This window comes from Microvirga thermotolerans (assembly GCF_009363855.1).
GTDB lineage: Bacteria > Pseudomonadota > Alphaproteobacteria > Rhizobiales > Beijerinckiaceae > Microvirga > Microvirga thermotolerans.
On record NZ_CP045423.1, the window covers coordinates 2565645 to 2588574 of the forward strand.

At 63.9% G+C, this 22930-nt stretch carries 23 protein-coding genes and 1 pseudogene; 16 read left to right on the forward strand and 8 right to left on the reverse strand.

Annotation, left to right across the window (positions count from 1 at the left end):
• Positions 1-4 precede the first annotated feature (4 nt).
• Together GDR74_RS12100 and glgX are read left to right on the forward strand one after the other, a co-directional pair.
• Positions 5-403: a MarR family winged helix-turn-helix transcriptional regulator gene (locus GDR74_RS12100; protein WP_210251020.1), complete on the forward strand. Its 399-nt coding sequence runs from the start codon at positions 5-7 to the stop codon at positions 401-403.
• A gap of 55 nt (positions 404-458) precedes the next feature.
• Positions 459-1885 (forward strand): annotated as a pseudogene (glgX, locus tag GDR74_RS12105) (glycogen debranching protein GlgX); the annotation flags it as partial.
• A 74-nt stretch (positions 1886-1959) separates the two neighbouring features.
• Here the strand turns inward: glgX and GDR74_RS18425 are convergent.
• The 4 genes from GDR74_RS18425 to GDR74_RS18215 all read right to left on the reverse strand — a co-directional run bounded on the left by GDR74_RS18425 (position 1960) and on the right by GDR74_RS18215 (position 3543).
• Positions 1960-2382: a hypothetical protein gene (locus GDR74_RS18425; RefSeq protein WP_246179400.1), complete on the reverse strand. Its 423-nt coding sequence runs from the start codon at positions 2380-2382 to the stop codon at positions 1960-1962.
• Between the two features lie 87 nt (positions 2383-2469).
• Positions 2470-2640, reverse strand: a complete 171-nt coding sequence (locus tag GDR74_RS18210) for a hypothetical protein (protein WP_194164525.1) — start codon at positions 2638-2640, stop codon at positions 2470-2472.
• Between the two features lie 100 nt (positions 2641-2740).
• The gene (gene hpf, locus GDR74_RS12115) at positions 2741-3184 is read right to left on the reverse strand and encodes a ribosome hibernation-promoting factor, HPF/YfiA family (protein ID WP_152586543.1); all 444 of its coding nucleotides are present in this window, start codon (positions 3182-3184) and stop codon (positions 2741-2743) included.
• 215 nt (positions 3185-3399) lie between these two features.
• Entirely contained in the window at positions 3400-3543 is a 144-nt protein-coding gene (locus GDR74_RS18215; protein ID WP_194164526.1) for a hypothetical protein, read from the reverse strand.
• Between the two features lie 890 nt (positions 3544-4433).
• On the opposite strand from GDR74_RS18215, the gene GDR74_RS12120 reads away from it, so the two are divergent.
• From GDR74_RS12120 to GDR74_RS12155, 8 genes are all read left to right on the forward strand, one after another.
• Positions 4434-4892: an Hsp20 family protein gene (locus GDR74_RS12120; protein ID WP_152586544.1), complete on the forward strand. Its 459-nt coding sequence runs from the start codon at positions 4434-4436 to the stop codon at positions 4890-4892.
• 99 nt (positions 4893-4991) lie between these two features.
• The gene (locus GDR74_RS12125) at positions 4992-5390 is read left to right on the forward strand and encodes an SPW repeat protein (protein ID WP_246179401.1); all 399 of its coding nucleotides are present in this window, start codon (positions 4992-4994) and stop codon (positions 5388-5390) included.
• Between the two features lie 106 nt (positions 5391-5496).
• The gene (locus GDR74_RS12130; RefSeq protein WP_152586545.1) at positions 5497-6060 is read left to right on the forward strand and encodes a sigma-70 family RNA polymerase sigma factor; all 564 of its coding nucleotides are present in this window, start codon (positions 5497-5499) and stop codon (positions 6058-6060) included.
• Positions 6061-6206: 146 nt separating this feature from the next.
• Entirely contained in the window at positions 6207-6434 is a 228-nt protein-coding gene (locus GDR74_RS12135) for a hypothetical protein (RefSeq protein ID WP_152586546.1), read from the forward strand.
• Positions 6435-6970: 536 nt separating this feature from the next.
• Positions 6971-7375: an SPW repeat domain-containing protein gene (locus GDR74_RS12140; protein ID WP_152586547.1), complete on the forward strand. Its 405-nt coding sequence runs from the start codon at positions 6971-6973 to the stop codon at positions 7373-7375.
• Between the two features lie 71 nt (positions 7376-7446).
• Positions 7447-7692: a hypothetical protein gene (locus tag GDR74_RS12145; RefSeq protein ID WP_152586548.1), complete on the forward strand. Its 246-nt coding sequence runs from the start codon at positions 7447-7449 to the stop codon at positions 7690-7692.
• A gap of 241 nt (positions 7693-7933) precedes the next feature.
• Positions 7934-10717: an ATP-dependent Clp protease ATP-binding subunit gene (locus GDR74_RS12150; protein WP_281349018.1), complete on the forward strand. Its 2784-nt coding sequence runs from the start codon at positions 7934-7936 to the stop codon at positions 10715-10717.
• An 88-nt stretch (positions 10718-10805) separates the two neighbouring features.
• Entirely contained in the window at positions 10806-11423 is a 618-nt protein-coding gene (locus GDR74_RS12155; protein WP_152586550.1) for a DUF1269 domain-containing protein, read from the forward strand.
• Positions 11424-11462: 39 nt separating this feature from the next.
• On the opposite strand, the gene GDR74_RS12160 is transcribed toward GDR74_RS12155, so the two are convergent.
• A complete protein-coding gene (locus tag GDR74_RS12160) occupies positions 11463-12323 on the reverse strand; it encodes a hemerythrin domain-containing protein (protein ID WP_152586551.1) in 861 nt (286 codons plus the stop codon).
• A 257-nt stretch (positions 12324-12580) separates the two neighbouring features.
• Here GDR74_RS12160 and GDR74_RS12165 point away from each other — a divergent pair, with 257 nt between their 5' ends.
• Positions 12581-13615 carry a TerC family protein gene (locus GDR74_RS12165; protein ID WP_152586552.1) on the forward strand — a complete coding sequence of 345 codons (1035 nt, stop codon included), beginning with the start codon at positions 12581-12583 and terminating at the stop codon, positions 13613-13615.
• 327 nt (positions 13616-13942) lie between these two features.
• Here the strand turns inward: GDR74_RS12165 and GDR74_RS12170 are convergent, their stop codons facing one another.
• Positions 13943-14905, reverse strand: a complete 963-nt coding sequence (locus GDR74_RS12170) for a zinc metalloprotease HtpX (protein WP_194164527.1) — start codon at positions 14903-14905, stop codon at positions 13943-13945.
• A 337-nt stretch (positions 14906-15242) separates the two neighbouring features.
• Between GDR74_RS12170 and GDR74_RS12175 the strand changes: the two genes are divergently transcribed.
• From GDR74_RS12175 to GDR74_RS12185, 3 genes are all read left to right on the forward strand, one after another.
• Positions 15243-15455, forward strand: coding sequence for a DUF2905 domain-containing protein (locus GDR74_RS12175; protein ID WP_152586554.1), 213 nt, complete (start codon positions 15243-15245; stop codon positions 15453-15455).
• A 183-nt stretch (positions 15456-15638) separates the two neighbouring features.
• Entirely contained in the window at positions 15639-16457 is an 819-nt protein-coding gene (locus GDR74_RS12180) for a universal stress protein (RefSeq protein ID WP_152586555.1), read from the forward strand.
• A gap of 330 nt (positions 16458-16787) precedes the next feature.
• On the forward strand, positions 16788-18149 hold the full coding sequence (locus tag GDR74_RS12185) for a family 1 glycosylhydrolase (RefSeq protein ID WP_152586556.1): 1362 nt from the start codon (positions 16788-16790) through the stop codon (positions 18147-18149).
• Between the two features lie 178 nt (positions 18150-18327).
• On the opposite strand, the gene GDR74_RS12190 is transcribed toward GDR74_RS12185, so the two are convergent.
• Positions 18328-19269, reverse strand: coding sequence for a hypothetical protein (locus GDR74_RS12190; RefSeq protein WP_210251021.1), 942 nt, complete (start codon positions 19267-19269; stop codon positions 18328-18330).
• 710 nt (positions 19270-19979) lie between these two features.
• Here GDR74_RS12190 and GDR74_RS12195 point away from each other — a divergent pair.
• Positions 19980-20543 carry an ImmA/IrrE family metallo-endopeptidase gene (locus GDR74_RS12195; protein ID WP_484502497.1) on the forward strand — a complete coding sequence of 188 codons (564 nt, stop codon included), beginning with the start codon at positions 19980-19982 and terminating at the stop codon, positions 20541-20543.
• A gap of 262 nt (positions 20544-20805) precedes the next feature.
• A complete protein-coding gene (locus GDR74_RS12200) occupies positions 20806-21807 on the forward strand; it encodes a hypothetical protein (RefSeq protein ID WP_152586558.1) in 1002 nt (333 codons plus the stop codon).
• A gap of 9 nt (positions 21808-21816) precedes the next feature.
• Here the strand turns inward: GDR74_RS12200 and GDR74_RS12205 are convergent, their stop codons facing one another.
• Entirely contained in the window at positions 21817-22872 is a 1056-nt protein-coding gene (locus GDR74_RS12205; RefSeq protein ID WP_194164529.1) for a type I restriction enzyme HsdR N-terminal domain-containing protein, read from the reverse strand.
• Positions 22873-22930 lie beyond the last annotated feature (58 nt).

Sequence of the window (22930 nt, forward strand, 5' to 3'; positions counted from 1 at the left end):
AGCCGTGGCTGATGCGGTGGGGCTGAACCCCACGGACCTCGAGTGCCTGGATCTGATCCAGCTGCGCGGCCGTGTGACTGCCGGGGAACTTTCGCAGCATACGGGCTTAACCAGTGGAGCCGTCACCGGTCTGATCGACCGGCTCGAGCGCGCTGGGTATGTCGCGCGCGAAGGGGATCCGTATGACCGGCGCCGGGTCTACGTGCGGGTCAGGACCGAGAATATCGGGCGGCTGATGGCAATCTACAACCCCCTGCAGCAGGCGACGGAACGAATGTGCCGGCGCTATTCCGAAGCGGAGCTGGAACTCCTCATCGACTTCGCCGAGAGAAGCTCAGAAATTGCCCAGGAGTTCATCCAAGGCCTTGGCGCCGGCGGGCGTGGGGATCAATTCAAGGCTTGATACGGATAGCGGATCCATGACGATGAGCCCCACCACCAATCCAAATGAGCCCGAAATGGCGGGACCCGCACCCGCCCAGCCGTCTCTCGTTCGGGAAGGACTGCCCTTTCCGCTCGGTGCTACCTGGGATGGGCTCGGCTTCAACTTCGCCCTGTTCTCCGCCAACGCCACAAAGGTGGAGCTGTGCCTCTTCGACGAGACTGGCGAGCGCGAGCTGGAGCGGATCGAGCTTCCGGAGTACACCGACGAAGTCTGGCACGGCTACCTGCCCGACGCCCGTCCCGGCACCACTTACGCGTACCGAGTGCATGGACCGTATGAGCCCCGGCCGGTCACCGCTTCAACCCGCAAAAGCTTCTGCTCGATCCTTATGCGAAGCAGATCATCGGGGAGCTTACCTGGGATCCTGCCCTGTTCGGGTACACGGTCGGCTCGCCCGCCATGGACCTGTCCTTCGACACCCGCGACAGCGCGCCGTTCATGCCCAAGTGCCGGGTGGTCGACCCGGCCTTCACCTGGGGCAACGAGCGCCGCCCGCGCGTGCCGTGGGACCGCACGATCATCTATGAGGCGCATCTGCGCGGCTACACGATGCGCCGCCCCGCGGTTCCGCACAGGCTGCGCGGGACGTTCTCCGGGATGATGCACCGGCCGGTCATCGACCACATCAAACGCCTTGTGACGGCGGTTGAGCTCCTGCCCGTTTACGCCTTCATCGATGAGGTCCATCTGATCGAGAAAGAAGTGCGGAACTACTGGGGTTACAACACCATCGGCTTTTTCGCGCCTCATCCGCGCTATCTCGGGACCCCCTTCATCACCGAGTTCAAGGAGATGGTGGCCCACTTCCACGAGGCCGGTATCGAAGTGATCCTGGACGTGGTCTACAACCATACCGCTGAAGGAAACGAGCTCGGGCCGACAGTGTCGTTCAAGGGCATCGATAATGCGTCCTACTACAGACTTGCGCCGGATCCTCGTTACTACATCAACGACACCGGCACCGGGAACACCGTCGACTTGAGCCATCCGCGCGTGCTGCAGATGGTCACCGATTCCCTGCGCTACTGGGCGCAGGAGATGCACGTCGACGGCTTCCGTTTCGATCTCGCGACCAACCTGGCCCGAGAGGCTCACGGGTTCGACAAGGGTGGCGGCTTTCTCTACTCCTGCCGTCAGGATCCCGTGCTAAGCCAAGTCAAACTCATCGCGGAGCCATGGGATCTCGGTCCAGGCGGCTACCAGGTCGGCCGCTTCCCGCCGGGCTGGTCGGAGTGGAACGACCGCTATCGCGATACGGTGCGGGCCTACTGGCGGGGCGACGAAGGAAGGCTGCCGGAACTCGCCGCCAGGGTGACGGCGTCCGGGGATCTGTTCAACCGGCGGGGCCGCAAGCCGTTCGCTTCGGTCAACTTCGTCACCGCCCATGATGGCTTCACCCTCAATGATCTCGTGTCGTACGAGCACAAGCACAACCCGGCGCCCGAGATGCCAAGCCCATCAGGAGCCTTGGCTGATGTGATGTAGGGGAAGGCTTTTCTGGTTTTCAAGGGCTCTCAGTTTGCCTGACAGGCGGATTGAGCATTGCCGTCGTGAGCGAGCCTCCACGGCGGCCTGTCCGCGGTGTCCCACCGCAATCCCGGAATTGGATTGAACGCTGCGAACAGATAGAAGCCGTTAAGGCGCACCCCAATCTGCGCCGCCTCCCGGTCGAAGCCCAGGGGCGTCGGGCCGGCCTCATCGATCTCCCCGACAACCTGCCACCGGTCGGAGCCGAGGAAGTCGGGAGCAGGCCGGCCTTTGGGCACGGCGCAATAAAGCTCCGGCTCCTGCCGTCTCCGGAACAGGTCGTAGCGCGTTTGGGAGCCGGCGAAAGCCGTTGGCCCGCTTCGGGGCTTGGGGTGCGGATTGGCCGGGTCGACCCGGATCAGGCGGCGATGCGTCAAAACCTTTTCAGGGACAAAGGTGCTGTGCATCATGGTCTCCGTAACTGCTGTCGATCTTCCATCTGGGTTGGACTGGAAAATCATACTCCGGTTTGTGGCGGATGCGGCGATACGGGCCGGTCAGGTCCAGCCCGCTGATCGCCGGATCCGTTCGGCGGCCTCTTCGGCTGGGATGCCATCCGTGTACCAGTCGAGCAGCGTCAGGTTCAGGTCGCCCTGAACCAGTTGGGCCGCCTCGTCGGGCAGATGCGCTGCGACCTGTTTCAGATAGTGTGAGAATCCCTCCGGCACCGCAATCTCCTGACAATCCTGATTGTCGCGACGGGAGGACCCGGCGCAGGCCGCTTCCCGTCCGGCGAATTCAATCGAACTGGCTCCTTGACTGTCCGGCCTACTCGGCAGCCACGCGATAGGCGCTGCCGTGATCGACCCTCACCGGCATGCCTGGAGCGCCCCGCTCCAGGCGACGGCGAGACCGCGTCGATCCAAGCCAATCCAGATGCTTGTCGACCCGCTTGGCCCTGTCCTCGCGCAGCTCGCGCTTGGCTCGCCGCAGCTGCTTGGCGACCTTCTCAAGGGCAAGCCGGAACGCGGCATAGATGTCGGTGCTCTGGGCCTCGCCGCTCATCATCTTGAGAGCGCCCATCTGGACGTTGACCGTGCACCGGTACATGGGACCCTCGCGGTTGAAGTGCACGGTCGCGGTGTTCAGACGCCCGAAGTATTTGCCCGCCATCTGCAGGATGCTGGTCCGGGCGTAGTCGGGCAGCACGTCCCCCAGATCGATGTTTGAGCTTTGCACCAGGATGGTTCGATCCACACCTTGCAGCTTCATTCATTCCTCCATTGGATGAAGGTTCGAGCGCGAAACAATTTGGATATGAGAAGGGTTCAGCGGGCCCGCAACCATCCGGCGACGCTATGTCGAGAGCGCCTCATGTTCCTGGCTGCGCCTTTTGGATGGGGCCCTCAGTGGATGTCCTGAGCGTCCGTCGAGGCAGAGCGAGGAAGAAGCTCGGGATCGAGCCTTCACCGCCCCGCCGCGTCGGCTCACTTCTTGAAATTGGATCGATGGCTCGCCGTGGACGACTGGCCACCCGGTCCTTCCCTGCGGAACGACAGCTTGCCAGCAACACGCTTGAGCGCATCCGAGATGTCGTATTTCAGCTTGTTGGTGATCTCCGACATGGTCATGGCAAAACCTCATGAGGTTCAGCACACTCTCCGTGCCATCCCGGTAACGCGGTACTTCATCGTCGGTTTCCAAGATGCACTTCGCACCACCATATTGAGGGCGAACAGAACAGCCGGTGAGCATCGGGCCTTCAGGTAACGCCAAAGCCGGAGGAGTCCGGGGTGCAGGGTTGGACCCTCCCGCTGCCCCTCCGGAGGAAAGCCTCGTCCACCGCTGGCCAAACAACTGATGCGGCGATCATGCGGTCGTACCCAGCACTTCTCCCAGCGTTCATCCCGCGATCAGGAAAGGTCCTTGGCGAACGAGGCGGCCTTCAACGATGGTGTGGAGTGAAGCCTGTGTCCGAGCGTGAGTTACACGGCAAGCGACGATCTTGCTGATGAACCATGGCTCCTCGGTTCGCTCCGGCATGATTGCCTTCCTGACCGGAGCCTGGCTCCCATCACCCGCAGACCATCTCGAGGAGGTTTGGACGGCTCCTGACACATGGTCCGAGGTGCGGGTTCTGCAGACTGATCGCGACGTCTGCAGAGGAGCTAACGGCTCCGACGCAACCCCGAACGTTCCGGACCGGCGACCGTCACTTCGGTCGGTATTCTCCTCCGGTCGCATCCGCCGAGCCGCTTCGGACGGCCCATCCGTCGACGGCTGCCTCATTTCGCAGTCCGTCCGGCCGGAAATCCTGCTGCCGGTTATCTCTTCAGGACCAGGAGCGTCGTGCCTTGCGAGGACGGTTGCGCCAGAGCCCGGCCTCAGCAGGATCGCGCCTCTTGAAAACTCCCCAGGATCACCTAAATCGAAGATTGCCAAGGCTTTTCAAGAGCTTGGCGCGGGCGCCGGCAGGTGTCCGGCGCTCTCGGACCCATGTTGCTCAATGGAGGATATGGCGATGAGAACGGCTTTCGACTTCTCCCCCCTGTACCGCTCCACGGTCGGTTTCGACCGGCTCTTCGACATGCTCGACCAGACCCCGCAGGTCGATCCGACGACCAGCTGGCCGCCCTACAACATCGAGAAGATCGACGCTGACCACTATCGCATCGTGATGGCGGTGGCTGGCTTCTCGCCCGACGAGATCGAGCTCGTCCAGCAGGACAACACGCTGCTCGTCTCCGGACAGAAGCATCCCGAGGACGAGCCGGTCCAGATCCTGCACCGGGGCATTCCGGCCCGCCCGTTCAAGCAGAGCTTCAACCTGGCCGATTACGTCCAGGTCAAGGCAGCGAAGCTGGAGAATGAGTTGTTGACGCTCGATCTCGTGCGCGAGGTGCCCGAGGAGATGCGGCCGAAGCGCATCCGGATCGCCGGCGGCAACGGCTCGAAAACCATCGAGCACGAGAAGGCTTAAGGATTCGCGGTGCCGTCGACGTCATGACGGCGTCGGACCGATTTCGCCGGGCGAGGGCTCCGGCCTCGCACGGCGCACGGCGCCTGCACGGCGCAAGGCATGAGCCTTCGCTTCGAGAAAGGGAGGTTGGCGATGATTGGGCTGAAACACAGGAGTGAGCTGACTGCAACGAACATCCTCAACAGCATCCTGGCGGTGTTCCTGTTCTTTTCGCCGTGGCTCGTCGGCTTCCGTGACGTCCAGGCTGCGACCTGGAACGCGGGGGTGTGCGGCTTGGCGATCGGCCTGATGGCCGCCCTCGCGATCACCGAGCTGCAGGAATGGGAGGAATGGGTCAATGCCGCCCTCGGGCTCTGGACCGCCGCAGCCCCCTGGGCCCTCGGCTTTGCCGGCGTCACGACGGCCATGTGGACCCATGTGCTCGTCGGGCTGGCCGCGGCGGTACTGGCGGCTGTCGGGCTGTGGCTGATTCACGCTTCCGCGACACGAGCCTCCTAAGCGTCCGCGGCACCGAAAGGCGGTCGGCCAGGCGCTGGCCATCAGCGCCTGGCCGAGGACGGTTCCTGTCCGAACCAAGCAGGTGCCGAGGCTGGGGAGATGTCCGATGAACGCGAACGCCCAGTTCAGCACGCTCATCCTGGCGGCCCTGCCCGAGCTTCGGGCCTTTGCCCTATCGCTTACCCGCGACGGGCCCCGGGCCGACGATCTCGTGCAGGAGACGATCCTGCGCGCCTGGTCGCATGCCGACCAGTTTGAGACGGGATCCAATCTCAAAGCGTGGCTCTTCACTATCCTGCGCAACCTGTTCTACTCCGAACAGCGGCGACGCCAGCGCGAGGTGGACGACCCGGAAGGCAAGCGGGCGGCCGGGCTGATGATCTGTCCCGAACAGCAGTCGCATCTCGAGTTTGAGGATTTCTGGCACGCGCTCGGAAACCTTGCCCCGCTGCATCGCGAGGCCTTGATCCTGGTGGGCGCCCAGGGGCTTTCCTACGAGGAGGCGGCGGCCGTGTGTGGCGTCGCCATCGGAACCATCAAGAGCCGGGTCAACCGGGCTCGCACTCACCTCATGACCTTGCTGCAGATCGAAGCCGGCCACGAGTTCGGTCCGGACGACATCCTCAAGGCTGTGATCGGCCTCGACCGACCTGACGCCGTGAACGATTAGCTCGGGCGCTGCAGGCGGAGTCACACTTCAGGCGGGGCTGGCTTCCGATCCGAAATCTGGGCCATCGTCCCTGCAGGCTGTATAACTCTCTCGCGAACGCGCGCTGTTGTCGGGAAACCCGTCTTATACTTGCTGGAGACTTGTGCATGAAGAAGGCCCGTACGATTTACAGCAGTCCGAACGGCGACCGCTGGTATCTCATCCGCGACACCTCAGGGGAAATCTTCATCCGGCACGAGGCCAACGTGGCCTCCGGAGGTCACGTGGCGCACATTGATCTCGGGACGTTTCTCAGCTCCGGAAGGGGGCCCGAGCACCAGGAATTGCTCCGACTGATCGGAACGCTGGTCGAGGAGCATCCCGTTCGCCCGTAATGCGCATCGGGAGCGAGCTGGCGTGAGCCAAGCGCGGGCTCCGAGGAGGTGGAACTGCCCGCTCCCGAGGCCCAGTGACGCGGGCCCGGATGTGCTGACAATGCTTAACGCGCGTGAGCGGATCTCTCCCTCCGCTCTCCTGAGAGACAGCAGACACGTACCGAGGACGATCGCAGAAGTGGTTCCGATGACCTGCACTGCCGGTGACCTTCTCCAAGGTAAAAACAACCATGCGAAGGATTGAAGGCGGATCCAACTGGCCGTTGATGCCGCTGGCAGGTGCAAAGATGCAGACTCCGATCGCGGCAACCCCGTTGCTTGAGCAACGACTGTCCGACGAAAGGCTTCTCGAAGGCGGCACTGGCGGGTCGGAAGGGCTGCGTGGCTGCCTTCTCTCCGCCCCTCGAACGCGGCCTCTGGACACCCGCCGCCGGTGATCCCATCTGCATTTGTGTGCAGGCAGAGCCTGTGCCATCCAGATGGAGATACTCGGAGTTTGAACTCACGTAGCCCTCTTCGAAGACGGAGGTGAGACGATGAACTTCAGTCCTAGGATCTATGAACGCGAAACCGTTGATCGGCACCGCACTCCGCAGCAGTGGACCATAGTCGAGACCGTTAACGCGGCGATGGCCCTCATGCTGATCGCGTCACCGTGGACGTTCCGTTATGCGGATGCGTCAGCTGCGGCTTGGAGCGCGGTTCTCATTGGCCTTCTGCTCGGGGCGATCACGCTCGCGCGGACCATAGAGGCGCGGGATTGGCAGGGTTGGGCGAGCTTGGCGCTGGGTACTTGCGCATTGCTCGCACCTTGGTTGCTTGGCTTCGGCGAGATCAAGAACGCCGTAGGTACGCATGTCACAGCGGGCTTGGCCGTGGTGATGATGACCCTGATCAATCTGTGGGTCCATTACCTCGACCAGTCGCCTACCCCTGCCTGAGCCAGGGGACCTCAAGATCAGGTCACCGCGTGAGCCGCGGACCCACACCCTGGAGACGGAGGCGTGGACCCATGAGCTTTAGCGTGATCGCCTGCGAGATCCTCGACCTGTTCCGCCAGCCCCATCGGCGGCCCGGCGCCCGCATGACAATCGCCGAGATTGACGAGCGGCTCGGCACGGATCCCGCGGTCGCCGTGGCCATCAGGGAGCTCATCGATGCCGGCTACCTTGTGGCCCCGGACGCGTCGACGGTCGAGCTGACGGCCAAGGGCTTCGACGCGTTCCAAGGCGGCAACTGCCGTTTGCTGGCAGGCTGACAAGCTGACTGCCAGCCCGGTGGCCGCGACGTGCCGCCCTTCAGAACCACCGTCACCCCTCCATTCCCACGGGCTTTTCTCGTCGGCCAAGCTGAAACTAGCTCGATCGGCAACGCGTATCATTCGGGCACGAAAACGTGATCCGGGAGCAGCAGCCATGGCGAATGGACTCTGTGACGTGTGTGGGGTGCGCCCTGCGACGGTTCGGGCGCAGGTGGTGAGCAATGGACAGCGTCAAAGCATGGAGTTGTGCGACGTCGATTACCGGCGCCTCGCCCGCCAGCAGCGGTCGAGCTCGCCGCTCGAGTCCCTCTTCGGCGGCCGCGGCAGCCTGTTCGACGACTTCTTCGGCGGCGACTTCTTTGGCGAGAGCCCGCTCAGCAGCGCCCGGGACCGCGCAGACGAGGTTCCCGATACGGGCGATGGTGGCACCCCTATCCCGGTGCGGTCCGGCCGCGGACGGGCCCGTGGCCGCGGCGCGGCGGCAGGCGTGGCAGATCGTTTGAGCGAGCATGCGGAGGAGATCCTCCAAGCCGCCGCCCGCCGGGCGGGCGACTTCGGCCGCAAGGAGGTCGACACCGAGCACCTGCTCCTGGCGCTCACCGAAAGCGATGTCGTCCGCACCATCCTCGACCAGTTCAAGGTTTCCCTTGACGACCTGCGCAACCAGATCGTGCAGGAAAGCAGGCGGGGCGACTTCAATCCTGAGGAAGGCGGCGAGATCGGAGTGTCGCCCCGGGTCAAGAGCGCCCTCTCCCGCGCGTTCTCCGTCTCGGGCGAGTTCGGCCATTCCTATGTCGGCCCCGAGCACCTGCTGATCGGCCTTGCCGAGGAAGGCGAAGGCATCGCGGCCGATGTGCTGCGCCGCTACGGACTTACGCCCCAGGCCATCAGGCAGCAGGTCACCAAGGTGGTGGGCCGGGGCGCCGAAGAGGGCCGCGTCGACACACCGACCAACACACCCAACCTCGACAAATATGCCCGCGATCTCACCAAGCTCGCCCGTGAGGGCAAGCTCGATCCAGTGATCGGCCGCGCACGCGAGATCGAGACCACCATCGAGGTGCTGGCCCGGCGCAAGAAGAACAACCCGGTGCTCATCGGCGAGCCGGGCGTCGGCAAGACCGCCATCGTCGAGGGCCTCGCCCAGCGCATGGTGGCCGGCGAGGTGCCCGAGGCCCTGCGCGACAAGCGGCTGGTTGAGCTCTCGATCAACTCCATGGTCGCCGGCTCCAAGTACAGGGGCGAGTTCGAGGAGCGCGTGCAGCAGATTCTGAAAGAAGTCACTGAGCGCGAGGACGAGCTGATCCTGTTCATCGATGAGATCCACACCATCGTGGGTGCGGGCCAGGGTGGCGGCGAAGGCGGGCTCGACATCGCCAACGTGTTCAAGCCGGCTCTCGCCCGTGGCGAGCTCAATCTCATCGGCGCCACGACGCTAAACGAATACCAGAAGCACATCGAGAAGGACGCGGCCCTGGAACGCCGATTCCAGCCGGTGTTCGTGCCCGAGCCCACGGTCGCCCAGACCATCATGATCCTGCGCGGCCTGCGCGACACCCTGGAGGCGCACCACAAGGTCACCATCACCGACGAGGCGATCATTGCGGCCGCGGAGCTGTCCGACCGCTACATCACCGGGCGCTTCCTGCCCGACAAGGCCATCGATCTGATCGATCAGGCGGCGGCGCGGGTAAAGATCTCCACGACGGCGCGGCCGGTCGACGTGCAGGAGCTGGAGGCCGAGGTGCGCCAGCTCAAGCGCGAGCAGGACTACGCCGCCTCGCGCAAGCAGTTCGACCGCGCGTCCCAGATCCAGGCCGAGCACGATGCCCGCAACAAGGAGCTGCAGGAGGCGACGGAACGTTGGCGCCGCGAGCGCGGCTCGGCCTCGGCGGAAGTCCGCACCGAGCACATCGCGCAGGTGGTGTCAAAACTCACCGGCGTGCCGGTCAACGAGCTCACCACCGAGGAGCGCCAGCGCCTGGTAAACATGGAGGCGCGCCTGCACCAGCGGGTGATCGGCCAGGAAGAGGCCGTGAGGGCGGTGAGCGACGCCGTGCGTCTGGCCCGGGCCGGCCTGCGCGAGGGGCGCCGGCCCATCGCGACCTTCCTGTTCCTCGGCCCCACCGGCGTCGGCAAGACGGAGCTGGCCAAGGCTCTTGCCGAAACGGTCTTCGGCGAGGAGGACGCCATGATCCGCCTCGACATGTCGGAGTACATGGAGCGCCATGCGGTGGCCCGGCTGATCGGCGCGCCTCCCGGCTATGTCGGCTACGAGGAGGGCGGTCAGCTCACCGAGCGTGTGCGGCGGCGGCCCTACTCCGTGGTGCTTCTCGACGAGATCGAGAAGGCGCACCCGGACGTCTACAACGTGCTGCTGCAGGTGTTTGACGACGGGCGCCTCACCGACGGCAAGGGCCGGGTCGTGGACTTCACCAACACGATCCTGATCGCCACGTCGAACCTCGGCTCCGACATCATCCAGCGCCACCTCAACGTGCGCGGCACGGCGGAGGACGACCAGGCCCGTCTCAAGCGCGAGCTGATGGACGTGCTGCGCGGCCATTTCCGGCCGGAGTTCATCAACCGCATCGACGAGATCATCGTCTTCCACGCCCTGAGCAAGACCGAGATCCGTTCCATCGTGGAGATGCAGCTGGAGCGGGTGAAGCGCACGGCGCACGGCCAGGGGGTCGAGCTCGTCATTGACGGCAGCCTTGTCGATCACCTGGCCGCGGCGGGATTCCGGCCGGAGTTCGGCGCCCGCGAGCTGCGGCGCCTGATCCGCTCGGAGCTGGAAACCCAGCTTGCCCGCGCCATGCTGGCGAACGAGGTTCACGAGGGTGACCGTGTGATCGCGCGTTGGGACAGCCACGAGCAGAAGGTCATGCTGGAGCCCCAGCCGAAGGTGGAGGGTGAGGCACAGGCCGGCGGTGCGGCGGGCGACCATCGCAACGCGGTCGAGCTCGACCGGGAGGCCCAGCGTGGATCGGGCGACGAAGGCCGGACGGCTGCCGAGTGACCCGTTGGCTGCAGATTCGCCCGCATGGGCAGGAGCCACCATCGGGCAGGACGGACCAGCCGTCTCAGGAGCGGCACGGAGGAAACGGATGGCAGAACTTGTTGTAGTAGGCTTTGAGGATCCGAACGAGGCGGATCGGGCCCTGACCGAGCTGGCGCGCCTGCAGAAGGAATATCTCATCGACCTGGAGGACGCGGTGGTGGCGATCCGCGGCCCGGACGGCAAGCTGCGCCTGAAGCAGAGCGTCGACCTGGTGGGCGTCGGCGCGGCGTCGGGCAGCCTCTGGGGCGCCATGTGGGGCTCGCTCGTCGGCCTCCTGTTCCTGAACCCGCTCATCGGCCTTGCCACGGGCGCGGCGCTCGGAGCCGGCGCGGGCGCGCTGTCCGGGAGCCTGGCCGACTATGGCATCGACGACGGGTTCATCCGCTCCATCGGTGAGACCCTGCAGCCCAACACCTCGGCGCTGTTCGTCCTAGTCCGCAAGGTGCAGCCGGAGAAGGTGCTGGAGGAGCTGAAGCGTTTCCGCGGACGTGTCCTGCGCTCGTCCCTCTCGCCTGAGCAGGAGGCCCGGCTTCAGGCGGCGCTGTCAGTTTCCAACGTGTCGATGCCCGGCAGCACCAGCACCGCGCCGGAGACAGCCAATCCGACAGTCCCTGGCACCGGCGGCGACCCGACCGCCGCCATGGCCCAGGGAGCAGGGCCGTGATCCTCCGGTCGTCGGTTCACCAGAGAAGGAGCCAGGAGGTCAACGTCGCGCCTCCTCGCGGCCCCTTGTCGTGATCGCCACCACGCGCTCGCGGACCGGCCCTTGGCGTCTGGCGGAGCGCACGAGCCCCTGCCGCTCAAGATCCGCCACGATCGAATAGGTTGTCCCGAGCGGCAGGCGCAGGCGGGCCGAGACATCCTGGACCGACGTGCGCGTGCGTTGCGCGACGTCCTTCAACACCTCGGCCCCGTAGTGCCTCATGGCTCGCACGCCGCGACCGGTAAGCCGATTGAGCACCGGGGACCGCGACAGGAGAAGCTGCATCGGCGTCTGCGCCGTCAGACCCCGTAGAGCGCCGGTGCGCCAAGCCGCAAAGGCAAGAGCCCCCGCTGCCGCGCCGACCAAAGCTCCCAGCAGCAGGCCGGACGAGGGCAGGTCCCAGCCGCGATGCCGCGCCCGCAGCGCCTCGATGTTCTCCTCCACATACTCATGGCGGAGTTCGCGAACCTCCTCCTCGTCCAGGATCTCGCGCGCCAGCGGCAGGAGCTCGTGCTCCTCGCGATGGAAATGCTCCTCAATCAGGGCGGCCAGATCACGGAACCTTTGGGTCCAGTCCTGGCTCCCCTTGTCCCGCACGCGGGCAAGCTCGGCGAGCCGGCGCTTGATCTCCTCATGCTCGTGTTCCAGTTCGGCGGCGAGGTGTTCGGCGCGATCGTGGTCCTCAAGCGCGTCGTAGAGGCTTTCCTCCTCCGCCTCCAGATGCCGACGAAGCTCGGTCTCGAGTTCGCTGAACAGGCGCTCGCGGCTCCGGACGCCGCCATCGGGGAAGGCCCGGGGAATCTCTCCGCAGAGGTCCGCGATGTTGGCGTGATCGTTCGCAATCAGCTGCCAAAGGTCCATAGCGTCACTCCTTTGATCGAAAGCACGTACCAACGGGAGCGAAACAGGGGCAGTTCCGGTCGGTCGCCACGCCCAAGGGCCCGCCTCGGAGCTGTTTTGCACGTCCTACGACCCCGAGACGGCCCTCTCTTCACCCTCCGTCGCGACGGCTTTGACACGGCGGGCTGCACCCTCTTCCATCGATGAACCGGGAAGGGCCTGCGAAGTTTATGTGTCGGTCGACCGTTGCGTTCTTCATGGCTGAAGGATGACCGAAGATGGGAGGTGACATCTGGCTGTGGGTGGCGTTCGCAGTCCTCGTGGTGGGGCTCCTCGTGCTCGACCTCGGCGTCCTGCACCGGGAGGTGCGCGCCATCGGTGTCGGGGAGGCCCTGTGGTTGAGCCTGGGCTACATCATCCTCGCCCTCCTGTTCGCCGCCGGGGTGTACTGGTTCCTCGGCCGGCAGGCAGGCGTCGAGTTCCTGACGGGCTACTTCATCGAAAAGTCGCTCTCCATCGACAACATCTTCGTCTTCGTCCTGATCTTCTCCAACTTCGGAGTGCCGGCCGCCTACCAGCACCGGGTCCTGTTCTGGGGCGTGCTCGGCGCGCTGGCGCTGCGGGCCGTGCTGGTCTTCGCCGGCGTCCAGCTCCTGCATGCGTTCGCCTGGATGACGCTGGTCTTCGGCGCGTTCCTGATCATCACCGGGATCAGGATGCTGTTCGCGGCCGAGGGCACGCCCGATCTCCAGAACAACACGGTCCTGAAGCTCCTCCGCCGCCGGCTGCCGGTCACGGAGGACTACGAAGGGACGCACTTTCTGGTCCGACGGAACGGCGCGCTGTACGTGACGCCGTTGTTCCTCGTGCTGGTGATGGTCGAGTTCACCGACCTGGTGTTCGCCGTCGACTCCATTCCGGCGATCCTGGCGATCACGCAGGACCCGTTCATCGTCTACACGTCCAACGTGATGGCGATTCTCGGGCTGCGGGCGCTCTATTTCGCGCTCGCCGGGATCGTGAAGCGGTTCGTCTACCTCAAGTATGCGTTGTCGCTGATCCTCGTGCTGGTGGGCATCAAGATGACGGTGAACCATCTCTACGGCGGCAAGGTCATCCCCACCGAGGCTGCCTTGCTTGCCACCGCCGTCCTGATCGTTGGAGCGATCGGGCTGTCCCTGCTGCGGACGCGCGGTCGCGAGCTGGCGGATGAGGTCAGGATGCCCACCGGTTGGGTGCCGGGCAGCCGGTCGCACCCATACGGGAAGCGGCGGCCGCGCCAGACGCCGGAGCGCGCCCCGCAGTCATCCTAGGCGGTGCTCCATATCGGTTCGCCAGACCGGCCGGAGCACATCGTTCCATCGGCCATGAAAGAGCCGGGGCTCGATCTGCCGCGCAGGCCGCAGAGGCGGCACTGGAACGTTCAAGAACTTGGCCGGCCATGCGATCCATCGGCCGGAACCGCGCCCGAGAGCAGAAAGCTGCCGGTCCGGTTGGCGACGGGAAAGCGCAATAAGCGAAGATTGACCTGGGTCGTGCCCCTGTTCGGCGCGCTCCGCCGCTGAACCGCAAATCCGCAGGAGAACGGCCGGGCGGTCAGATCCATCGGGCGAGCCGGCGGAACCGAGTTGGAGACCCGCCTAATACCAGAGGCCGGTTGGGCGCCAATGAGGCCTCCGGTGCGGAGGACCTAAGCGCGAAGGCAGGATGACGGGGCCCGGGTAAAGTTCCTGCTCGGTGGGCCCTACTCGCAGAGCCAACAATCGCCCGATGCGCTTGCGTGTATCCGGATGCGTTCGCAGCAGCGAGGGGTGGGGAATGCGCCGGCCCGGAAGGAACAGGGTCTCCAGCAGGCCGCCCTCGTAGCGTTCCAGCTTTGCCAGGGCCGACGCAAGGCCGAGCGGGTCGCCCGTGAGCCCCGCCGCGTCGAGATCGGCATCGTATTCCCGCGTCCGGGACAGAGCGAGCTGGAGCAGGCTGGCGAGCGTCGGGGCGAACACGAGAAGGATCACCAGGAGCCAGAGCACGGCGTTCCCTTCGACCAGCAGGACCGGCAGGCTCGCCAGAAGAAGGATCACTCCGGCCAGGGACATCGCGGCAGTCACCCGGTTGATGACGTCGGCGAGGGTCATGATCCCGAGGTCGTTGTTGCGGATGTGGCTGACCTCGTGGGCCAGGACACCGGCCAGTTCGCGCAAGGTGAGGTGCCTCAGGAGCCCGTCCGTGACTGCGATCGCCGCCTCGCCCTGTGCGCCTGTCGCGAAGGCGGTCATCATCCGGCTCGGGACGTAGAAGAGCGCGGGCGGCTGCGGGAGGCCGGCACGGTCCGAGATCAGCGCGAGAGCTTGGAAGAGTGCTGGCATCTCGTGGGGTCGGATCGGCACGGCCCCGTACATGCGCAGGGTGAGCCAGGGTGAGACGTAGGGGGTGAACAGAAGGCTGATGCTGCCGGCGAAGAGCGCCCACGCAACCCCCTCCCCGCCCGCGACGATCCAGCCGCAGGCCGCCAGAAGCGCCGCCATGCCACCGATCAGGAGCAATGACTGGATGCGGTTCTGGCGCTTGTGGCGAAGGCGCTCTCGCTCGTTCAAAGGGCTGATCATGGCAGGTTCTGGTGAGATCGGCAGGACTTCGCGTTCTTGGATCCAAGGGCAGGACGATCCTGTGACGGTAACCCGTGCCGCATGAAAAAGTGTCATGGACTGCGTGGCGGAGAGCGCTCGCTATTTCCCCCTTCCAACCCCTAGGGATCTCGCCGGATGAGCGGCAAGTCGCTCCCGGGGCGGATACTTCAATGAAACTTAAAACGTTGAGATCCGCCTGCCCTCGCCCGATCCCGCGCAGTTGGGTCATTGGCATGGGCGGGCCGATCGCGATGCTTGACCTCGGACATCCGCACCACCACGTCGACAGGTGTGGATTCGCGCATCGGAGGTGCGCATGGAGGTCTCGCGCATACTGATTGGGCTGGGGCTCCTGCTCGTGCTTGTGGGCCTGCTCTGGCCGGTACTGGCGAAGCTCGGGTTCGGCCGCCTGCCGGGTGACGTTTTGATCCAGCGGGATGGCTTTTCGCTGTATGTGCCGCTGGCAACCAGCATCCTTGTGAGCCTGATCCTCAGCTTGGTCCTGTGGGTGGTTAACCGCTGGTCCTGAGCAAAGGCAGAGCGCCGTGCGAGGCCCATCAAACCTTCGACAACCGAATGGTGAAAGGTCGCTGGCGCTCCAACTCCCGGTGGGCGAGCCGCGACTTCGGCGTCTCCGAGGACCTGTGTCGACGGAAGCCGAAGACGCCATAGAATCGTAGTCAGGCCTTGTCGTAGCGAGAGGGACTTTCTCATGGCGATCAAAGACGTTGTTGTTGTGTTTGACGCAAGTTCCAGAACGGTCGGTCCGTATGCGGCTTCATTGGCCTCCCTGTTTGGGGCGCACCTCACGGCGACGATGCTCGTGCACGACCCGACAGCGAGCGTCGCTTGGCCTGAAGCATCCGTCCCCCTGCTGACATCGGTTCTCGAGGCCTCGCGGGAGGAGGCGCGTCGCACCCTTGAGGCGTTCGCCACGACAGCCCAGGGCCTTGCGGTCGCCGTCGCAACCGAGCCGGTCGAGGTCACGCTTGGCTTGCCGGGCCGTGCGCTCGGCCCTCTGGCACGGCATTTCGATCTCGCGGTGATCGAACAGCCGAACCCGGACCCTCCCGGCGACCGGGAGATCATGGTGGAATCAGTCCTGTTCGAATCCGGCCGGCCTGCCCTGATCGTCCCTTACGTGCCTATCGCACCGTTCCGGCTTGAGACCGTCCTGGTTGCCTGGGACGGCAGCGCCACGGCGGCGCGTGCGCTCGGTGACGCGATGCCGTTTCTGGAACGAGCCAAGCGGGTCGAAATTCTCACGATCGCCGATGAGCCGAGCGAGACCGAAGCCTCCGGTCAGAGAATGGTCCGCCACCTGGAGCGCCACGGCATCGATGCGCAGTTCCGCAGGCTTCCCAGCGCCGGGAACGTCGCGAGTACCCTGTTGTCGCACGCCTTCGACGCACAGGCCGACCTCATGGTGATGGGCGGCTACGGCCACTCCCGAGTGCGCGAATTCATCTTGGGCGGGGCGACGCGTGGAATCCTCGAAACCATGACCCTGCCGGTGCTCATGTCGCACTGATCCGGCCGCCAATAGCACGCTGCCGCGTCCCCAAAACCGGCCGAACTTGGCGCAAGGGGATCCCGGCGCACGCTGCCGCGCCAACCATGGATCGGTCAGGGGACGCTCCGGCGTCCAAGCGGGTAGGAGCCGCCGAGATCTCAGGACAGCCCTCGGGTTGGGGGCCTAAGCTCGCCATCATTCCAAACCGTTGAGCTTGGCTGCTCATTGAACCTGGAATGAGGTCGGCGGACTGCAGTGCCTGTCGGAATGAACGACGTCGATTGAGCACTCGCTTGGAGCCGATCGCACAGGTGGAGCGTTTTCGGCCTGTTACACGGGACGAAGCCCATGCAGGATGTCACCCGTAGCCCGTCGCGTCAGGTGGGCGACGACCGGCAGCCGACCAGAACCCCTCTGTTCCTGTTCGCGACCGGCATCGAGAACAGCTATCCCACCATCCAGAACGGCCGGGTGCGCCGGGATCAGATGGAGGAGTGCGGTCACTATCGCCTGTGGGAGCGGGACTTCGATCTGCTTGAGGAGCTGGACGTCCGCTTCCTGCGCTATGGCCCGCCCCTCCACCGGACCTTCCTCGGCCAGGGCCGGTACGATTGGGAGTTCGCCGACCTGACGTTCGCCCGGCTGAAGGAGCGCGACACCGTTCCCATCGTGGACCTGTGCCATTTCGGCGTGCCGGACTGGATCGGCAACTTCCAGAACCCGGACTTCCCGGCGCTGTTTGCCGAATACGCCGGCGCCTTTGCGCGCCGCTTCCCATGGGTCCAGCTCTACACCCCCGTCAACGAGATGTTCATCTGCGCCACGTTCTCGGCGGCGACCGGGTACTGGAACGAGCAGCTGAAAAGCGACCAGGGCTTCGTCACCGCCCTCAAGCACCTCGTCAGAGCGAACGTGCTGGCCATGCACGCCATCCTGGAGGAGCGTCCCGACGCGATCTTCATCCAGAGCGAGTCGACCGAGTATTTCCACGCCGAGCACCCGCAGGCGATTAAGCCCGCGGAGATCCAGAACGCGCGGCGGTTCCTCTCGCTCGACCTGAACTACGGCCGCCCGGTCAACTCGGAGATGCACGAGTTCCTGCTCGACAACGGCATGACGCGGGAGGAATACCACTTCTTCCTCGACAGCAACCTGCGCCACCACTGCATCATGGGCAACGACTTCTACCACACCAACGAGCACCGGGTGGATCCCGGCGGTCAGATCCGCCCCGCCGGCGAGGTGTTCGGCTACGACGAGATCACGCGCCAGTATCACGACCGCTACGGCCTGCCGGTCATGCACACCGAGACCAACTTCGACCAGGGTCCGGAGGGTGACGAGGCCGTCGACTGGCTGTGGAAGCAGTGGGCCAACGTCCTGCGCGTGCGCAACAACCGCGTGCCCATCGTCGGCTTCACCTGGTACTCGCTCACCGACCAGATCGACTGGGACGTTGCCCTTCGCGAGCAGCGGGGCCGGGTGAACCCGCGCGGGCTGTACGACCTCGACCGCAACATCCGGCCCGTGGGGAAAGCCTACAAGAGGCTTCTGTCCCAGTGGCGCGAGGTGCTGCCGACGCAGAGCGTCTGCCTGTTCGTGCCGGTGGTGTTGCCGAGCGAGTACGACGAACCCATGGCGGTGCGACGGCGCGAAGGCTGGCGCCGTTATTATCGGAGCGAGATGAAGGTGAAGAAGGCGAACAGGTAGGAAAGATGCCGGGGATTGAATCGCCGTAGGCCCCTCTTTGAATCCGGAACGAAGGCCGGCCTCCACTGGGTAGTCCTGACCGCTCGAAGCGGCCCATTTCGAAGACCCCTACTTCGGGCAGCTTCATCGCAGGAGGAGCGGCCCCCTCATCCTGAGCTTGCTGTGATGGCGGCTTCCATCAGAGTAGGTCCTTACGGCTTTCAGCTTCTATTCTCTGGATATTCTCGTGATGAAGCTGCGCACTTGCGCGACCCTTCGCGAGTTGCTCGGGCGTGGAAATGAACACGGAAAGCTCGCCAGACCAGGGGCCGAGGCCCTCGATGTCGAACTCGACACTTAGCTTCAGTCGTTGCCCTTCCAGCTCGAAGGTGGGCACGTCGACGCGGTTGACCCGGTTCACGCATGCAAATGGCGTCGACGGTCCGCGCTCGCTCTTCTTGATGCTGGGGATCGATGAAAGCCGGACCATTTCCAGCATCGCCAGACGCTTGAACCACGGCGAGTCCTTATACCGCCAATACAGGTCCGACAGATCGCTGCCATCGCTGATGCGAGCGAACCAGGTGCCACGCGCCATCCCCAAGGCACGCTCGAAATTCTGGATGTAGGCGTCCATGCCAGAGATCATGCGACCGGTTTCCGCACACATGCCGACGACTTCAGCAGTCGCATCTCGGCGCGGGGCGGTCTGCTGCAGACGAAACTGCACCTTGTAGGCGCTACCCACGCGCTCAACGTTCGGCGCGCCGTCCAGAAGGCCGCCGTAGCCCAACTCGTTCATCAGGATGTACCGCTTTTCCGGCAATCGCCTGTCGAATTCATGGGCCAGGGCGAGAAGGTCACGCGACGACCCCTCGACGAAATGGGAGAGCCGCACGCGCATGCCGGTTGGCCCCGAGCCAAGAATATGGCCGACCGCAACAATATCAGGGCCGATCGCTACGAGATCCCCTTCTGCTTCGTTTCCATTGTTGTCCAGCCGACAGGAGGCTTCATGGTCGCGCCGCATCTGCCGCAGAACCTCGACGCTAAAGCGCTCCTGATCGCGATCGATCAAGACACTGCAGGAGGCGCACAGCCATATTCCGTTGTCGATGTGGGAACGCTCTTCAGGGGTCATGGCCGGGTCGTAGCGGCGAGCGCCCGGTCCGGGTGCGGCCGCGCAGATGTGCGCTGCAACCCCTATCATCGCTACGGCGTCCGGCCTTTCATCGCTCGGGCCGACAGTCGAGCGCTTGCAGTAGGAGCATAGGTAGCTCGCTCGCAGGGCGAGATCGTTCTTCGTTCGTTGGCTGAAGTCGTCTCTGAGGCGGGGCATTTTGATATAACGTTTATCTAGGAAAGTCTTGGAAGTAGGTTCGTAGTTTCGATTTGGCGATGAGGAGGAGTGGACCGCATTGTGCAACAAACGACCTGGAACAGGAATATCAATTCTGGTCCAACGTTCGGGATGATCTCCAAACATATGGCAGGTAGGAGTTTCGTGGAACGAAACTTTATGGATTGCGTCACTCGCACATGGCTGTGGGGTGCTCCGTCGCTCTGCCTTCCTCCAGAAGCCAAGCACAAAAGATTTGTGTCACCCGATTCCGCCGTGGCCGCCACACGGCCGTTTGCGCTGCCGGAAAACGACTGCGAACTGTCGTGTGGTCGACGTCCCGCCCATGCGGAGAGCGGCATGGGTGGGACGTCGATTGATCCACGATATAGACCTACACAACGCTTAACACTGTCAAGTCACCGGCAGCCGCCCGCGTCGCCAATTGCCCTGCATCCTTCAGCAGGTCACGCCAGACGTCATCGTCCAGCACGCAGTAGTCGGCCAGGAATTTGAGGGCCCGGACTTGGTGGTGGAGCACAAGCCACCGTACGGCCCAAGCGAACGTCTTCGCTGCGAACCTCCTGATGCCGCTCGACCACTTCCGTCGGCAACTACCCCCAGCGGTTCGCCCGAGCCTCGACATGCTGTCCCACTGCGCCGACCTGTACCGCGTGTCGCTCGTCGCCGCGACGCTGCGCTGGCTGGGGTACACCGAGCGGCGCGCCGTTCTCGTCGTCTCCCGAGACGGCTTCATCCTGTGGGCGCGATCGAGCGAGCGGGCGCTCCGCACCGGCGCGTATTTCAGGACTTCTGCAGGCCCGATCGAGATCCCATCCGCAGCTGGGCCCAACCAGGTCCAGAAGCTCGACGGAAGTCGTGGGGAGATCTCGCACGGCCCGGGCGTCTGGTTCGGAGAGCCTGTCCGGGAGATGACCATTCTGGCCGAGCAATATGACTTCGCGCTGTCTCTCCTCCTTCTTGAGGACACCACGTATCAAAGACGCTGTGAAGCGGAGGACGCGTCCGAAGTCGTCGATCGGATGGCTTCGATGGTCAGACGTCATAGCCGGTGACATGGGTCTAGGCGCACTGCCGTCCCGACATGCGAGGCGATCCGCAACGAAGCTTTGACGCGATCTTGGGCATGCCCGGCACGCCGGCATGCCTCCCGAAGCCAAACCAACTATGGCATTCGATCCTCTCCCGCGCTGCCACCTTCAAACCACGAACGAATTCTGTTGCTATACAGGCTGGCTACGACCGCAGTGCCCCCGCGAGCGACTGAACCACCACGGAACCGCTTGATTTACTCGGACGACAAGAGATCCCAGTCAAATGCCTTTCGACCTCAACGCCCTTCTCCAGGGACTGCAAGAATGCTACAGCCAATCGGGAGTTCTCGACTTCGATCATTTCCTCGGCCAACATCTCAACGCCTCCGACTGGATCATTGCAAGCGATTACAACATCGGTGCGCCAGGCGCGAAGCATGATGTTTTCGCTTTCGCCTGTTATCCAGTGGAGCAAGGATGGTCGCATCTGTCCGCCCTGTTGTCGGAGAGTTTCCCGGCTGACTTCAAGAACGTCTCGAAGATCACGCGGGAGCAGCGGCGCTTCTTTGATGAGAGCCACTGCTTCTGTTTTATCTTCATGGTCCCGCGAACACGCCGTATTCTGCGCAGCTCGGCCGGCCACAAGGCCGACCTCGCGGAAGCCCGCGACGTGCTCAAGCTCAGCCTGAGGGCGGCGAAGGAGGGCGGCTATCATCCGGACCAAGTCGCACACCTCCAGCGCTTCCACAACGAGGCGCAAAAGAAGAATTTCAGCCTCGATCTCTTCGAGACCATCCTGCTGTTGTCCGGGTTCCATGCTTTCGTCTCGGGCAAGATCGCACTCCGGACGAAAGTGCGCCAGCTTGGTTGGTTCCCCGACCGGGACAACATGACCACATTCTGCGCCAGCGCGTGGTCAGGGCTCGCCTTCATGATGTTCGAGACTTACTGGCGTAATCAAATTCGACGTCAGGTGATGCCGACAGTCCACATCGTCGACCATCAGGTGAAAGGACTGCACGGCATCTATGACCCCCTGATACGCGTCCCCGATTTTTTTGCCGCGGTGTTCTCCCGTTTGGATCCAGAGGGCAGTCGGCTCATCCGGCCTGATGGCGCCCGCAACAAGGCGATAGCGCGTTACCTGCATGTGCTGGTGAACTGGCTTCCGAGGAACCGTTCGCTGTGGCTTTGCCGCGTGCATTGGACCGAGGCAGGCGTGCGGGCTGGCCGGATTGTTGGGTTCCGGACAAAGCGCCGGCTTCGGACGCTCGATCTCACCTGAAGGTGCCCCTTACACGACGTGGATCTGGAATTCTCCGGCGGAGCCGATCTGCGTTTGCCTCAGCAGGTTGGCGGCGGCTCGAAATTGCACTGGAAGCCTCGCCAGCTCCTCCGGTCGGCTCCTAAGCTCGTAGAGGATACTGAAGGTCCCTTGAAAGACATTGTCTTCAACGAACCCCACCGCCTCGGTGAAGGCCGTAAATTTGATGGAGAACGGCATTTGCATTGGCAGCACGCCCGGAACATGCCTTGACGCCGTGCCAGACGGAATTTCTCCGGCTGCGATGTTCTGGAAAATGGTCGGATGCTCCCGGTCCGTCGACACATACTCCTGCGCGCTCTCGAAGACATAGGATTCGAACCCGGCTGCCTTGGCGATCGCGTCCAACGCGGAGTTCGAATTGGCAATCTCGATGTCAGCTCGAAGCAGCCCTTCCGCCGAACGTGTGACCTCCCGGCCAATGACGGGCGCGCGACTGCCAGCAATCTGCTTCAACGCGGAATTGATGCGCGGATTACTTGCCATATGATCGCTGTAGGTGAGGAAACCACCAACGATCTTCACCCGCGACCTGAGGCCTTCGGCCAGGGGCTTCTCGAGCTCTATGGCGTCTCGCTTCGCTCGCTCCTTAATGGCACGCGGACCAAGGATGTTCCGGATCACCGAAAAGCGCTCGTCCGTTTCCGCCAGCCGCCAATGGAGCAGAGGCTCCCGTGGCTCGCCTATTCGGTAAACCTTGAATTCCCAACCGTTCGTCAAGACGTAGTAGAACGCGGCGATCTCCGGATGCGCGGCATAGGTGTACGCTTGCTCCGAGTCATCTAGGCTCAACTCATGATCGGCCGCCTTTACCTCGACGATCCAACGGCCATGCGAGATGACTTCGCACATATAGTCGGCACGCCCCTCAAGCTTCGGATCTTTGCCCGGCTTCTTACGCCCGAGGAAGGCTCTACTATACCGCAATGTCATTTCGGTGCGGATGTGGTTGGGCGAATTATGTGCGTAGCCAAGGGCGTGAAGAAAGGGTCGTACAATGGTCTCACGAACGTCCGCTTCGTTCATACCCTCAACGTTGATGCGAGCGAATTCCATTGTCTGCCATTTACCCGTCAGCAGAGAT